General features: G+C 47.3%; 11 protein-coding genes. All 11 read left to right on the top strand.

Going from position 1 to position 16,151, the window contains the following annotated elements; all coding sequences use genetic code 11:
- Window positions 1–705: 705 nt before the first annotated feature.
- The 11 genes from hdcC to EHN13_RS12120 all read left to right on the top strand — a co-directional run bounded on the left by hdcC (window position 706) and on the right by EHN13_RS12120 (window position 16,109).
- Window positions 706–2,058: a histidine-histamine antiporter gene (hdcC, locus tag EHN13_RS12170; protein ID WP_048213364.1), complete on the top strand. Its 1,353-nt coding sequence runs from the start codon at window positions 706–708 to the stop codon at window positions 2,056–2,058.
- Between the two features lie 40 nt (window positions 2,059–2,098).
- The gene (locus EHN13_RS12165; RefSeq protein ID WP_124021452.1) at window positions 2,099–3,235 is read left to right on the top strand and encodes a histidine decarboxylase; all 1,137 of its coding nucleotides are present in this window, start codon (window positions 2,099–2,101) and stop codon (window positions 3,233–3,235) included.
- Window positions 3,236–3,447: 212 nt separating this feature from the next.
- Window positions 3,448–4,830 carry an amino acid permease gene (locus EHN13_RS12160; RefSeq protein ID WP_048213362.1) on the top strand — a complete coding sequence of 461 codons (1,383 nt, stop codon included), beginning with the start codon at window positions 3,448–3,450 and terminating at the stop codon, window positions 4,828–4,830.
- On the top strand, window positions 4,827–6,095 hold the full coding sequence (hisS, locus tag EHN13_RS12155; protein WP_101742422.1) for a histidine--tRNA ligase: 1,269 nt from the start codon (window positions 4,827–4,829) through the stop codon (window positions 6,093–6,095). The genes EHN13_RS12160 and hisS overlap by 4 nt, the downstream gene beginning before the upstream one ends.
- A 148-nt stretch (window positions 6,096–6,243) precedes the next feature.
- Complete coding sequence (locus EHN13_RS12150; RefSeq protein ID WP_124021451.1) at window positions 6,244–8,082, top strand: ATP phosphoribosyltransferase regulatory subunit; 1,839 nt, start codon at window positions 6,244–6,246, stop codon at window positions 8,080–8,082.
- Between the two features lie 674 nt (window positions 8,083–8,756).
- Window positions 8,757–9,695, top strand: a complete 939-nt coding sequence (tdcA, locus tag EHN13_RS12145) for a transcriptional regulator TdcA (RefSeq protein ID WP_124021450.1) — start codon at window positions 8,757–8,759, stop codon at window positions 9,693–9,695.
- A gap of 98 nt (window positions 9,696–9,793) precedes the next feature.
- Window positions 9,794–10,783 (top strand): bifunctional threonine ammonia-lyase/L-serine ammonia-lyase TdcB, encoded by a 990-nt coding sequence (tdcB, locus tag EHN13_RS12140; protein WP_048213358.1) that lies wholly within the window; start codon window positions 9,794–9,796, stop codon window positions 10,781–10,783.
- 22 nt (window positions 10,784–10,805) lie between these two features.
- Window positions 10,806–12,137, top strand: a complete 1,332-nt coding sequence (tdcC, locus tag EHN13_RS12135) for a threonine/serine transporter TdcC (RefSeq protein WP_005131699.1) — start codon at window positions 10,806–10,808, stop codon at window positions 12,135–12,137.
- 31 nt (window positions 12,138–12,168) lie between these two features.
- Complete coding sequence (gene tdcD / locus EHN13_RS12130; RefSeq protein WP_115642798.1) at window positions 12,169–13,377, top strand: propionate kinase; 1,209 nt, start codon at window positions 12,169–12,171, stop codon at window positions 13,375–13,377.
- A 28-nt stretch (window positions 13,378–13,405) separates the two neighbouring features.
- Window positions 13,406–15,700 (top strand): formate C-acetyltransferase, encoded by a 2,295-nt coding sequence (gene pflB / locus EHN13_RS12125; RefSeq protein WP_124021449.1) that lies wholly within the window; start codon window positions 13,406–13,408, stop codon window positions 15,698–15,700.
- A 13-nt stretch (window positions 15,701–15,713) separates the two neighbouring features.
- Window positions 15,714–16,109, top strand: a complete 396-nt coding sequence (locus tag EHN13_RS12120) for an enamine/imine deaminase (RefSeq protein ID WP_048213355.1) — start codon at window positions 15,714–15,716, stop codon at window positions 16,107–16,109.
- The last annotated feature ends 42 nt before the right edge of the window (window positions 16,110–16,151 follow it).

Here is a 16,151-nt window from a genome sequence, read left to right as displayed (position 1 = left end):
CTTCACTCTTTATAGAATCCCGCTTCGGCGGGGTTTTTACTTTGTGAGACAGAGTAGATGAATGACTGTCCACGACGCTATGCTCAAAAGAACGCGGCTTATCGGTCAGCTTCACTCTTTATAGAACCCCGCTTCGGCGGGGTTTTTGCTTTGTGAGACAGAATAGATGAATGACTGTCCACGACGCTACGCTCAAAAGAACGCGGCTTATCGGTCAGCTTCACTCTTTATAGAATCCCGCTCCGGCGGGGTTTTTGCTTTCTGTGGCGTAGCCCACAGGAAGTCATCATTCTGTCCGTTGTAACATAAATTATGTTCTCTCCTTTGAATTGCCATCTTCTACTTTATTCATATCAGAAATACCCGTTTTTGGCGTGATAAACAGGGTGTCTTTAAATTACTCATGATCTTTAACATTAAAGCAATACCATCAACAAAAAATTACATTATTAATAAATTATCGTCGTGATTTTTTTCTGATTATTTTAGTGTCGCCTTTTCTTTATTCAGGTCGAATAAAAGGGGACAGAGTCAATTATTAATAAAATGGTTAAAAAGTGAGCGGAAAAACCGCTCAAAAAAAATTGATTCATTATTATTTTTGATTGTTGTCACAATAATGGACATTTCTATTCATAACAATGACCCACGAATTCAGTACGAATTTCCACTTATTGCAAAATTTTAAATTAATAGGAAACCATTATGGGAACAGTAAGCTCAGGCTCTGCTCATAAAATGGGAGTCATTGCCCTAACGTTAGTGACTGCATCAAATATGATGGGGTCTGGCGTATTTATGTTGCCAACTAATCTCGCAGGCATAGGCTCCATCTCAATATGGGGATGGGTATTTACCATCATCGGTGTTATTGCACTTGCATTAGTTTTCGCTAAAACCAGTTTAATTACACCTCGTACCGGCGGTATCGTTGCTTATGCCAGTGATGCCTTCGGCCCATTCATTGGGTTTCAGACAACAATGTGCTATTGGATCAGCGCATGGGTAGGTAACGTTGCATTATTGGTCGCAGGAGTCGGCTATCTCAGTTTCTTTTTCCCGGAGCTTAAAAATCCAACTTACGGTTGTATTGCCGCAATTATTATTCTGTGGGCATTTGTTTTCCTTGCTAGTTTTGGTGCCAAAGTTGCGGGGCGGGCACAATCCTTTACCGCAACCTGTGGGTTAATCGTAATATTAGGCGTAGGATTTATTGGGTGGTTCTGGTTTAACCCGTCGCTCTATACTGAAGTTTATAATGGAACGGGACATAGTGATTCCTCGGCAATTATTTCTGCTGCGTCGATTGCGCTATGGGGCTTCCTTGGTATTGAATCTGCAGTCGTTTCTACCGGTCAGGTCGAAGATCCTGAACGCACGGTTCCTCGGGCTACCGTTATGGGGTTATTAATCGCTTCCGTATGCTATGTTGGTAGCTGCACTGTTATTATGGGGTTGGTACCACATAATGTTCTGGTAGATTCAGCCGCACCTTTTGCTGATGCCGCACGCTATATGTTCGGTAATACGGCAGGGAACATTGCTTCCGCACTGAGCATCATTGCCTGCTTTGGCTCAATTTCAGGTTGGTTGATACTTCAGTCAGAAGGCCCGCGCGCAGGTGCTCAACAAGGACTTTTCCCGAAATTCTTTGAAGAAACCAACAAGCAAGATGTCCCGATGAAAAGCCTCGTTTTTACCGGTGTATTAATGAGTATTGTCTTGCTTCTGACGGCATCTCCGAATCTGGCGAAACAATTCCAGGCTGTAATCTTGATGTCGGTATTTGCTTCTCTTCTGCCATATATGTACGCCCTGATTTCGCTTCCAATTATCCTTGTTTCAAAGAAAGCCAATCGTGGAAGATCGTTTATGTTTTACTGCACGTTGGTTGTTATTGGCATGATTTACTGCATTTTTGCTTTGCTTGGTTCTGGCAGCGACTCCATATTCTGGGGCATCTTGATGATGATGGTAACCATTCCATTGTTCTCATTTGTTGCTGCCGGGCGTAGTAAGAAAGGTCAGGATATTCTTTATTTAGATAAACGTATCTAAACGTATCCAACTGTATTGGTTTTATCCACGGGAGTTTAAAATGACATTATCTATTGTCGATCAGAATAAGCTCGATGCTTTTTGGTCATATTGCGTAAAAAATCAGTATTTTAATATAGGTTATCCGGAGTCAGCCGACTTCGATTACACGATACTGGAACGGTTTATGCGTTTCTCCATAAATAATTGTGGTGACTGGGGGGAGTATTGCAATTATTTGCTGAACTCGTTTGATTTTGAAAAAGAAGTAATGGAGTATTTCGCCAGTATTTTCAAAATCCCATTTGAAGAAAGCTGGGGTTACGTTACCAATGGGGGAACTGAAGGTAATATGTTTGGCTGCTATCTGGGGCGTGAACTGTTTCCAGAAGGTACGCTTTATTACTCGAAAGATACTCATTATTCCGTTGCGAAAATTGTTAAGTTGTTGCGCATTAAATCAAGTCTGGTGGAATCACAGCCGAATGGTGAGATGGACTATGATGATTTGATTCGTAAAATTCAACGCGATAACGAAGAACATCCGATTATTTTTGCAAATATCGGCACAACCGTTCGTGGCGCTATTGATAATATTGCTGAGATCCAACAACGGATTGGTCAACTGGGTATCAAACGTGACGATTATTATCTACACGCTGATGCTGCGTTGAGCGGTATGATTTTGCCGTTTGTGAACGATCCGCAGCCTTTTAACTTCGCTGATGGTATTGATTCTATTGGCGTTTCAGGTCACAAAATGATTGGTTCGCCTATTCCCTGCGGCATCGTGGTAGCGAAAAGGAAAAACGTTGACCGGATTTCTGTCGAAATTGATTACATCTCTGCACACGATAAAACCATTTCTGGTTCTCGTAACGGCCATACACCGCTAATGATGTGGGAAGCTATTCGCAGCCATTCCTGGAGCGACTGGCAACGCCGCATTGAACATAGCCTGAATATGGCGCAGTACGCAGTCGATCGCTTACAGGCTGCTGGTATTGATGCCTGGCGCAATAAAAACTCTATTACCGTGGTTTTCCCTTGTCCGTCAGAAGTCGTCTGGAAGAAGCACTGTCTGGCCACCTCCGGTGACATCGCTCACCTGATTACCACTGCGCACCACCTTGACTCCAGCAAGATTGATGAGCTGATTGACGATGTGATTGCTGACCTGAACCAGCAGGCCGCATGAAGAAAGGGCAGTGATAATCATCACTGCCCTCAGGGGCGGCGCAACCGATGCCGAGACCAATCATTATCGGTTGCGTCTATCAGGCTCTGTTCTTACAGAGCCTTCAACGAGATTAACGCTTTACCGATGGGTTGTAACGACAAACTTTGGCCCTGGACATGCGCGGGAGGAGTCCCGTTCATCTCACTATGATCTATTAAATGAGGACTGGCATGGATAAATGTTGCGCGAAGACAAACCAAATGGGTCTGCTTGCGCTGACCATGATGACAGCATCAAATATGATGGGTAGCGGTGTGTTTATGCTGCCTGCCACGCTTGCGAGAATAGGTTCAATCTCTGTCTGGGGATGGGGACTCGCGTTTTTAGCGATTGCTGCCCTGGCACTCATTTTCTGCAAAATGAGTGAGTTATTTCCGCGCAATGGCGGCATCATAGCCAGTATTACTGCCAGCTTTGGCCCCTTTATCGGCCTACAAATGACATTGTTCTATTGGTTGTCAACGTGGATTGGCAACTGCGCGCTGCTGTTAGCCGGCGTGGGATATCTCTCTTTCTTCTTCCCGGTATTACACAACCCACTTTATGGTACGACAGCATGCATTGTGCTGCTTTGGTGCTCTGTTCTTTGGGGATTACGTGGAGCGAAACGGGTTGGCTATATGCAAATGTTCACGGGCAGCTGCATGGTGCTGGTGATCCTCAGCATCGGCGTCATGGGCTGGGGACATTTTGACGTTGCGCGTTATCAGGCAGCCTGGAATCTTAGTGGCGTCAGTGATCATCAGGCAATCATTAACGCGGCAACTATCTCATTATGGGGTTTTCTGGGCATTGAATCTGCATCTGTCTCGTTTAGCCAAGTGAAAAACCCACGCCGCACAATACCTCTGGCCACCTTGTTAGGGTTGGGGCTCGCTGGGTTATGTTATGCCAGTTCAACCAATGTCATGATGGGGCTACTCCCCCATGATGTGCTGATGAACTCCTCCTCTCCTTTTGCCGACAGCGCAAAAGCAATGTGGGGAAGTACGGTTGGGGCGATTATTTCAGCCATGGTCGTTATCGCTTGCCTCGGGGCGATGCCTGGTTGGCAAATCCTGCAAACTGAAGTGCCCAGGGCTGCGGCGGAAGATAATTTACTCCCTGCTTTTTTTGCCCGTACTAACCGCCATGGTGTTCCCTGGTGTGGGTTGATTTTTACTGCAGCGCTGATGACTGCGCTCCTGCTATTCACATTGTCGCCAAATCTGCAGAACCAGTTCCAGAGCGTGATTACATTGGCCATCTCTGCCAGCTTACTCCCCTATGCATTTGCTGCAGTATCACTGCCGGTCATGATAGTTGTTCATCGCCGGGGAGGTGATGCCAGTTTCTGGAGTTATTGCTGCCTCAGCCTGGTTGCGTTGAGCTTTATTGCACTGGCGCTAATGACAGAGAGTGCCTCTACCGTGGTATGGGGCATTATTTTACAGATGATCACCATCCCTCTTTACCTTCTTTATGTTGCCCGGCGCCATCGTCTGAACAAGGGTGTCCCGCAGCACAATTTGACTGAACAATCTTTTTCTTTATTAAGCAAGGAGTTGTCATGAGCAAAATTCAGGCTATACGAGGTATGCGCGATGTGCTGCCTGACGAAACACCAATGTGGCAGTGGCTGGAGCGTAAATTTCATCAAATGGCGTTTCGTTATGGATACCAGGAAATGCGTCTGCCGCTCCTGGAGCCCGTTGCGCTCTTTGAACGTGCGGTGGGTGAAGCGACCGATATCGTCTCAAAAGAAATGTACGATTTTACCGATAAAAGCGGTGAGCATATTACCTTGCGTCCGGAAGGGACCAGCGGATGTATGCGTGCGGTCCTGGAAAATAACATGTGTTACAACAAGTCACAGCGTTTGTGGTATCAGGGACCGATGTTTCGTTACGAGCGTCCGCAAAAAGGGCGGTTACGCCAGTTCACGCAGTTTGGCGTCGAAGCCTTCGGAATGTCCGGTGCCGATGTTGATGCTGAACTGATCTTTATGGTGCGCGATCTATTTGAAGATTTAGGCATATCACAGAACGTCCGGCTGGAAATTAACTCATTAGGGACGCCGGAAGAACGCCAGGCACATCGCAGGGAACTGGTGAGTTGGTTTACTCAACATAGAGACTTGTTGGACGAAGACAGCATCAAGCGTCTGGACGTAAACCCTCTGCGTATCCTCGATAGTAAAAACCCTGAAATGCAAGAAATGATAGAGAACGCACCTCGTTTACTGGATTTTCTGGAGGATGATTCACAGCGGCATTTCAATACGTTGCGGACTCTGCTCGACAATGCCAATATAACCTATCACATTAACCCACGCTTGGTGCGCGGGTTGGATTACTATTCACGCACTGTTTTTGAATGGATTACCGATGACTTAGGTTCTCAGGGGACAGTCTGCGGTGGTGGTCGTTATGATGGTCTGGCTGAGTTATTTAATGGTAAGAAATTGCCCGCCTGTGGGTTTGCCATAGGTATCGAGCGATTGTTGCTTCTGCTGCAGACTGTTTATGACGGTCTGAATCCTCAGTGGCAATTCCATCCTGACGTTGTGATTACCAGCGAGCTGGAGGATGGGGGCATACAGGTGCAAGTGCTGGCTTGCGCGCTTCGTCGAGACTTGCCTGGTTTACGTGTCCTCACTGATTGTAGCGGTACCAAACTTAAACGACAGCATCAAAATGCCCTTAAGAGCGGTTGTCGTTTTATTCTGACCATTAATGCTGATCAACAAATTCGTCTTTGGGATTTACAAAATAACCAGCAAAATTTACTAGCGATTCAAGATATTGCATTACGACTTGATGAGCTTAACCAGAAATAAGTGAACTGGGCTATCAAAAGGTCATCTTGTTGTCTTTTGGTAGCTCCTGTAAGATTCTCTAGAAATCCTAATATATTAACAGACGTGGCTTATGCACTAATAAAAAACACTATTTAGCCAACTTAAATATTATTTAAACATTATTCCTATGCCACGAAAAAACCGATTATTTATCGATGGAATTCCTCACCTCGTGCAATTGTGCGGGCATAATGATGAAACTATTTTTAAAGGTGAAGAAGATTACCAGTATTTTTATCAATGCGTCGATACTGCAATGAGTATCTATGCGGTAAGATTACATGCGTATTCACTTTCATCAAAGAAAATATTTTTATTTCTGTCCGCTCCTGATAAAGAATGCCTCGGGCGTTTTATGCAATATATCGCCAAAGGTTACACCCACTACTTCAACCACCGTCACCAACGCCATGGCACGCTTTGGGATAGTCGATACAATTGCTGCCCCGTCGAACCCAACGCCTATTTCTTACTGACAAAAAAATACGTTGAATGCCATTGCGTGGATGAAACTCCGCATCATAGTTTTGCTGATTCCCCCGAAGTGCGGATCACTCCCCATGAAGAGTACCTGCGCCTCGGAGAAAATGCGGCGCAGCGTTCCGGTGCCTACCAGCGCTTTTGCCTGGGGATGATTGTTCCGGCAGTCATTACGCGTATTGAGTCATCACTGGCGCAAAACTGCCTACTGGCAACGACACCTTACTCTCAGTCGCTGGAAGAAAAATATCAGCGGAATCTGCGGCCACGAAAAAGTGGTCGTCCACGTAAGCATTACCAGAACCCCGCCGCGGACTGGGAGTGGCTGGAAAAAAAAGCGGAGTATTTATTGCAGCAGTATTGCTACAAGGAGATCCGCATGCCGCTTCTTGAAAGGCTGGAAGAAAACGCTACGAGGTCTTTTTCCGGTGAAAGTGATGAGCTAATGCTTAATCATCAGGCGTTATTTCGCGGTGATGGAACGATGGGCTGTCTACGGCTTTTATCGCAATATCAGAATTTACAAATTGGCACACGATTATGGTATCTGGGGGCAATGTTCCGCCGTCAGAACCAGCAGAACATCAGCCAATTTCATCAATTGGGCGTGGAAGCGTTTGGCTATCCAGATATTGGCATTGAGATTGAACTCATTTCCTTACAGTACGATTTTTTCAAATCGCTACAACTGTTGCCGTTTGTCGAACTCAAAATCAATACATTAGGCAATGTCGAAGAGTTCACTCAATTTCGCCGTCACTTGCAGCAATACTATCAGTCGCTGGCATCACTGCTTAATGCCAGACAGTTAGCTTGCCTGGAGCAACATCCTGAGCGCTTACTGAGTGATAAAGATAATTTGATGCTGCGGCTGGCAGAAAAGGCACCGCAACTTGAAGCATGCCTGTCATTACAATCCCGTCAGCGTTTTACGCACCTTTGCGACTCACTGACTGCACTGAATATCCCTTTTACCCACGATAAAAATCTCTTCCCCGTAAATGACTATAACGACCAGCTTTTTGAATGGTATGCGGATTCGTTGCATCACAATAAATTACTGTGTCGGGGCGGGCGTTACGACAATAGCGCCAGTCGGCTAATTGGGCATCCTGTCTCTGCATGCGGCTTCGCTTTCATGCTGGAACCGATTATGCAGTTGCTTACCGCTACGAAAAAAAGCAGCGATTATGCTAAGCATGTCGATGTTGTCATCATACCCAGCCAGGAACGGGCACGGGATCAGGCAATACTACTTGGCCGCCGGCTCAGGCGTAATTTCCCGCATTTGAGCATTGTCAATGACTGCTCCACGCTACGCTTATCGACCCGGCAGAAGAACGCGCAACGCCAGGGAGCACGTTTTATTTTGCTTATAGACGGCAGCGACAATGAGGTCACTTTTTGTGATGAAGAAAACCATTGCTGGGTGCAAATCCCCCTTCATGAAGTGACAGCGCATTTAAGTATGGCGTTAATGATGTAACCCGGTGGCTCGCAATGAGAAGTGGCCTTCCCTTTATTGAAGGGGATAACGTTCTTTATCTGGTAAAAGGTACTGGTGGATATTTCCCGTTTTGTGACAACCAACACAAAACGCTGTGCGATACGTTTCTCTCGAGAATAAATGAACGCAATCGATCGCCATCACAAAATTACTCGCTGATAAATCGCACAAAATCAGTGTTAATACAATGTTGCATATGATAATTTTATGTGTGATTTGGTTTAAATATTAATAAATGCAATGTTTCTTTACAAACAAATAAGGCGAAAAAATGTGATGCATGGCGTTATTTATTCATGGTTACAATTAAAATATAATTAAATTTGATAAGTTGCTTATTAAATTTAAGCATCATTTTGCCGGATAATTGCTCTGTAATTGATTGAAATATAGCCTTTCGCGATTTTTGGAAATAGCGGAAAAAACAGGTGTGTTATTGCCATAAAATTCCGTTATCCCCCCATCTTTTTTTGATTAAAGTCAGGTTAAAGTGAGATCGTGTTTTTGTAATTTATTGATTATAAAGAATTTTATTGTTTAATAATAATCTTACAAAATGTAAGTGAAGGGGATTTGTGAGTGGTCGCACATATCCTCGATTGCTTAATTTGGTACACTTCCTGCCGTCAACAAAGTAATTAACGCAGGTCGATATGAATACTATTACTCTCCCTAAAACACAGCATTTAGTGGTCTTTCAGGAAGTCATTAGAAGTGGTTCTATCGGCTCGGCTGCAAAAGAATTAGGTTTAACTCAACCCGCTGTCAGCAAAATCATTAACGATGTTGAGGCTTATTTTGGCATTGAGTTAGTCGTACGTAAAAATACCGGTGTGACACTGACCCAGGCAGGTCAGGTGATGCTTTCATGGTCTGAATCCATTACCCGCGAAATGAAAAACATGGTTGATGAGATGAACAGCATGACCAGCAACGCGGTCGTTGATGTGTCGTTTGGCTTCCCTTCACTGATCGCCTTTACCATCATGTCCGGCATGATAAAAAAATTTAAAGAGGTGTTCCCGAAAGCGCAGGTTTCCATGTATGAGGCTCAGCTCTCCTCTTTCTTACCTGCGGTACGCGATGGGCGTCTGGATTTCGCCATTGGTACGCTGAGCGATGAGATGAAACTGCAGGACCTCCATGTTGAGCCGCTTTTTGAGTCAGAGTTTATTCTGGTGGCCAGTAAGTCCCGAACATGCACCGGCATCACCTCGCTGAGCGCGTTGAAAAACGAACAGTGGGTGTTGCCACAAACGAATATGGGTTACTACAGCGAACTTCTCACCACGTTACAAAATAATGGCATCAGCAGTGAAAACATCGTTAAAACAGACTCCGTTGTCACGATTTATAATCTTGTTCTCAATGCTGATTTCTTAACAGTAATTCCCTGTGATATGACCGCCCCATTTGGTTCAGACCAGTTTATTACTATCCCGGTAGAAGAAGCCTTACCGGTTGCACGTTATGCCGCCGTTTGGTCTAAAAAATATCGAATAAAAAAAGCAGCATCTATTTTGGTTGAATTAGCCAAAGAATATTCATCATATAATTCTTGTAGGCGAAAGCAATTAATTGAAATTGATTAAAGATTGAACTTGTTTTAATGAGAAATTAACGCCATCGGTCTATATCAGACGTTGGTCACGGCTATCTATTTACTTTAATACCCAGGTAAGAGGTTCTAATGCACATTACATACGATCTCCCAGTTGCAATTGAAGATATCCTCGAAGCGAAAAAAAGACTGGCGGGGAAAATTTATAAAACGGGAATGCCTCGCTCTAACTATTTTAGTGAACGTTGCAAAGGGGAAATTTTCCTCAAGTTTGAAAACATGCAGCGTACCGGTTCATTTAAAATCCGTGGCGCTTTTAACAAGCTCAGTTCCTTAACTGAAGCAGAAAGAATGAAGGGCGTGGTGGCGTGTTCTGCAGGTAACCATGCGCAGGGCGTTTCTCTCTCCTGCGCTATGCTCGGTATCGACGGCAAAGTGGTGATGCCAAAAGGCGCGCCGAAGTCTAAAGTGGCGGCAACCTGCGATTATTCCGCAGAAGTTGTGCTGCACGGCGACAACTTCAACGACACCATCGCGAAGGTCAGCGAGATTGTGGAAACGGAAGGCCGTATCTTTATTCCGCCATACGATGACCCGAAAGTTATTGCGGGCCAGGGAACGATTGGCCTGGAAATTTTAGAAGATCTGTACGATGTCGATAACGTGATTGTACCAATTGGCGGTGGCGGACTGATTGCGGGTATTGCCGTAGCAATTAAATCTATCAACCCAACAATTAGAATTATTGGTGTGCAGTCTGAAAACGTTCACGGCATGGCGGCATCTTTCCACGCTGGAGAAATAACCACGCACCGAACGACCGGCACCCTGGCGGATGGTTGTGACGTCTCTCGCCCGGGTACTTTAACGTATGAAATTGTTCGTGAGTTGGTGGATGACATTGTCCTGGTCAGCGAAGATGAAATTCGCAACAGCATGGTGGCATTAATTCAGCGAAATAAAGTTGTGACTGAAGGTGCCGGTGCGCTGGCATGCGCAGCATTATTAAGCGGGAAATTAGATAGCTATATCCAGAACAGAAAAACAGTCAGCATTATTTCTGGCGGTAATATCGACCTTTCTCGTGTATCTCAAATTACTGGTTTAGTTGACGCTTAATATACTTCGTTGAGGATAGGATATGAGTACTACTGATAGCATTGTATCCAGCCAGACAAAACAGTCGTCCTGGCGCAAATCGGACACCACCTGGACACTGGGTTTATTTGGTACAGCCATCGGCGCAGGGGTGCTGTTCTTCCCTATCCGCGCAGGTTTTGGCGGACTGATCCCCATTCTGATCATGCTGGTGTTAGCATACCCCATCGCCTTCTATTGCCACCGTGCGCTGGCACGCCTGTGTCTTTCCGGTTCTAATCCTTCCGGTAACATCACAGAAACGGTTGAAGAGCACTTTGGTAAAACGGGCGGCGTGGTTATCACGTTCCTCTACTTCTTTGCGATTTGTCCGCTGCTGTGGATTTATGGCGTCACCATTACCAACACCTTTATGACCTTCTGGGAAAACCAGCTGCAGATGCCCGCGTTAAACCGTGGCTTCGTGGCACTGTTCCTGCTGCTGTTGATGGCATTCGTCATCTGGTTCGGTAAAGATCTGATGGTTAAAGTGATGAGCTACCTGGTATGGCCGTTTATCGCCAGCCTGGTGCTAATCTCTCTGTCACTGATTCCTTACTGGAACTCTGCGGTTATCGATCAGGTTGATCTCAGCAATATCGCACTGACTGGCCATGACGGCATCCTGGTTACCGTATGGCTGGGTATTTCCATCATGGTGTTCTCTTTCAACTTCTCGCCAATCGTTTCTTCCTTCGTGGTCTCTAAACGCGAAGAGTATGAGAAAGATTTCGGTCGCGAATTTACCGAGCAGAAATGTTCCAAAATCATCTCCCGCGCCAGTATGCTGATGGTTGCCGTGGTTATGTTCTTCGCCTTTAGCTGCCTGTTTACGCTGTCTCCGGCAAACATGGCGGATGCGAAAGCACAGAACATTCCAGTACTGTCTTACCTGGCGAACCACTTCGCGTCACTGTCCGGTACGAAGTCCACCTTCGCGACCGTTCTGGAGTACGGTGCTTCTATCATCGCCCTGGTCGCTATCTTCAAATCTTTCTTCGGCCACTATCTGGGTACGCTGGAAGGTCTGAACGGTCTGGTGCTGAAGTTTGGTTACAAAGGCGATAAAACGAAAGTTTCCGTCGGCAAACTGAACACCATCAGCATGATCTTCATCATGGGCTCCACCTGGGTTGTGGCTTACGCCAACCCGAACATCCTGGACCTGATTGAAGCAATGGGCGCGCCGATTATCGCCTCACTGCTCTGCCTGCTGCCGATGTATGCCATCCGTAAAGCGCCGTCACTGGCGAAATACCGTGGCCGTCTGGATAACGTGTTTGTTACCGCGATTGGTCTGCTGACCATCCTGAACATTGTCTACAAACTGTTTTAATCCATAAGCTCAGGATGAGCGGAGTAGTGAAATGAATGAGTTTCCGGTAGTACTGGTTATTAACTGTGGTTCATCTTCCATTAAATTCTCAGTGCTGGATGCAGCAAACTGTGAAGTTTTACTGGCGGGAATTGCAGACGGTATTAACTCTGAAAATGCGTTCATAGCAATTAATGGAGGAGAGCCAGCTAAGCTGGCTCACCACAGCTACGAAGACGCATTAAAAGCCATTGCCGTTGAACTGGAGAAACGTAATTTAATGGACAGCGTGGCCTTAATTGGCCACCGCATTGCCCACGGCGGAAATATCTTTACCGAATCAGCCATTATTACTGATGAAGTTATCGAAAATATCCGCCGGGTATCGCCTTTAGCGCCTTTACATAATTATGCGAACTTAAGCGGAATCGAATCTGCTCAGCATCTTTTCCCAGGCGTGCAGCAGGTTGCGGTATTTGATACCAGCTTCCACCAGACAATGGCGCCTGAAGCGTATATGTACGGTTTACCGTGGAAATATTTTGAGGAGCTGGGTGTTCGTCGTTACGGCTTCCACGGCACGTCGCATCGCTATGTTTCTCAACGTGCGCATGAGCTGCTTGAGCTACCGCACGATGATTCTGGCCTGGTTGTGGCTCACCTCGGGAATGGGGCGTCTATCTGTGCGGTGCGTAATGGACAGAGCGTGGATACCTCGATGGGGATGACGCCGCTGGAAGGCCTGATGATGGGGACACGCAGCGGTGATGTGGACTTCGGTGCGATGGCGTGGATCGCCAGTGAAACCAACCAGACGCTAAGCGACCTTGAACGCGTAGTGAATAAGGAATCTGGCCTGCTGGGTATTTCCGGTTTGTCGTCCGACTTACGTACGCTGGAAAAAGCCTGGCACGAGGGACATGAGCGTGCGCAACTGGCGATTAAAACGTTTGTGCATCGTATCGCGCGTCATATCGCCGGGCATGCCGCATCGCTGCATCGTCTTGATGGGATTATTTTCACCGGTGGAATAGGTGAAAACTCGGTATTAATTCGCCGCCTGGTGATTGAGCACCTTGCTGTTTTAGGTGTGAATATCGACAGTGAAATGAATAGTCTGCCAAATTCCCATGGCGAAAGAATTATCTCCAATAAAGATGCTCATGTTATTTGTGCGGTTATTCCCACGAATGAAGAGAAAATGATTGCGCGTGATGCCATTGCGTTAGGCAAAATTAATACACCAGTAGAATTTGCATAATTAATTTTCAGCAGAGAGATTATTTTTCATGAAGGTAAATATCGATACCAGCGATATGCTGTATGCCGAAGCCTGGAATGGCTTTAAAGGTACGGACTGGAAAGAAGAAATTAATGTCCGTGATTTTATTCAGCACAACTATACACCTTATGAAGGGGATGAATCTTTCCTCGCCGAAGCCACGCCTGCGACCACAGCATTGTGGGAAAAAGTCATGGCGGGCATCCGTATTGAAAACTCGACGCATGCGCCGGTTGATTTTGATACCAATATTGCGACGACAATTACCGCACACGATGCGGGTTATATTGAACAGGAACTGGAAAAAATCGTCGGTCTGCAAACGGATAAGCCACTCAAGCGTGCTCTGCATCCGTTTGGCGGCATCAACATGATCAAAAGCTCTTTTGATGCTTATGGCCGTGAAATGGATGCTGATTTTGAGTACCAGTTTACTGAACTGCGTAAAACCCATAACCAGGGTGTATTCGACGCCTACTCTCCGGATATGCTGCGCTGCCGTAAATCCGGCGTGCTGACCGGTCTGCCGGACGGCTATGGTCGTGGCCGTATCATCGGTGACTATCGCCGCGTGGCGCTGTACGGTATTCGCTACCTGGTGCGCGAGCGTGAACTGCAGTTTGCCGATCTCCAGTCGAACCTGGAGTGGGGCCAGAATCTTGAAGCCACGATTCGTCTGCGTGAAGAGCTGTCTGAGCACCGTCGCGCTCTGCTGCAAATGCAGGAAATGGCGGCGAAATATGGCTGCGATATCTCCCGCCCGGCGCGTAATGCGCAGGAAGCGGTACAGTGGGTGTACTTTGCTTATCTGGCTGCGGTGAAATCGCAGAACGGCGGCGCGATGTCGCTGGGTCGCACCGCATCGTTCCTCGACATCTACATTGAGCGCGATTTCAAAGCGGGAATTTTAGACGAGCAGCAGGCGCAGGAGCTGATCGACCACTTCATTATGAAGATCCGTATGGTACGCTTCCTGCGTACGCCGGAATTCGACACCCTGTTCTCAGGCGACCCTATCTGGGCGACCGAAGTTATCGGTGGTATGGGGCTTGATGGCCGCACGCTGGTGACGAAAAACTCGTTCCGCTATCTGCATACGCTGCACACCATGGGCCCGGCACCAGAGCCGAACCTGACGGTGCTGTGGTCTGAACAGCTACCAATCGCCTTTAAAAAGTACGCCGCCCAGGTGTCTATCATCACCTCGTCTTTGCAGTATGAAAACGACGATTTGATGCGTGCCGACTTTGACAGCGATGACTATGCCATTGCCTGCTGCGTCAGCCCGATGGTTATCGGCAAACAAATGCAGTTCTTCGGGGCGCGTGCCAACCTCGCCAAAACTTTGCTGTACGCAATCAACGGCGGTGTGGATGAGAAGCTGAAAATCCAGGTCGGGCCGAAAACAGCACCGATGATGGATGACGTGCTGGACTACGATACGGTGATGGAGAGCCTGGACCACTTTATGGACTGGCTGGCCGTGCAGTACATCAGTGCGCTGAACATCATCCACTACATGCACGACAAGTACAGCTACGAAGCCTCGCTGATGGCGCTGCACGATCGTGATGTCTATCGCACGATGGCCTGCGGCATGGCGGGTCTGTCCGTAGCGGCGGATTCTCTGTCGGCTATTAAGTACGCCCGCGTGAAACCGATTCGCGATGAAAACGGCCTGGCAATTGATTTCGAAATCGAAGGCGACTATCCGCAGTACGGCAACAACGACGAGCGCGTGGACAGCATTGCCTGCGACCTGGTCGAACGCTTTATGAAGAAAATTAAAGTGTTGCCAACTTACCGTAACGCGGTGCCGACGCAGTCCATCCTGACCATCACTTCCAACGTAGTGTACGGACAGAAAACCGGTAACACGCCGGACGGACGTCGCGCAGGTACGCCGTTTGCGCCAGGGGCGAACCCGATGCATGGCCGCGATCGTAAAGGTGCGGTGGCGTCGTTAACCTCGGTCGCCAAACTGCCGTTTACCTATGCCAAAGACGGTATCTCGTACACCTTCTCCATTGTGCCGGCAGCGCTGGGCAAAGAGGACAGCGTACGTAAAACCAACCTGGTCGGTCTGCTGGACGGTTACTTCCATCATGAAGCGCATGTGGAAGGCGGGCAGCATCTGAACGTTAACGTCATGAACCGTGAAATGTTGATGGATGCCATTGAGCACCCGGAAAACTATCCGAACCTGACGATCCGCGTGTCTGGCTATGCGGTGCGCTTCAACGCGCTGACCCGCGAACAGCAGCAGGATGTTATTTCACGTACTTTCACCCAGGCGCTCTGACGCCGGAGGGACTATGAGAAAAGTTATTGCAACCGAATGTGCGCCAGGGGCGATTGGGCCTTACGTACAGGGTGTGGATCTGGGCAGCATGGTATTGACGTCAGGTCAAATCCCGGTGTGTCCACAGACCGGTGAAGTGGCGGAAAACGTAGCCGATCAGGCGCGTCAAAGCCTGGAGAACGTGAAAGCGATTGTCGAGTCTGCAGGTTTGAAAGTGAGCGATATCGTGAAGACCACCGTTTTCGTTTCCGACCTGAACGACTTCGCCACCATCAATCAGGTGTACCAGCAGTTCTTTGATGAGCATAAGGCAATCTACCCTACGCGCAGCTGCGTGCAGGTCGCTCGCTTACCGAAGGATGTGAAGCTGGAGATTGAAGCCATCGCCGTACGTGGCGACATGCTGTAATCCCTTGCGGGGCGATCTCAGGATCGCCCCGATCCTTAATGA

The sequence above is a fragment of the Citrobacter youngae genome, assembly GCF_003818115.1.
Lineage (GTDB): Bacteria > Pseudomonadota > Gammaproteobacteria > Enterobacterales > Enterobacteriaceae > Citrobacter > Citrobacter youngae.
The sequence above is the reverse complement of the archived record's forward strand: the minus strand, read 5'-3'. Positions and strand labels throughout refer to the sequence as shown.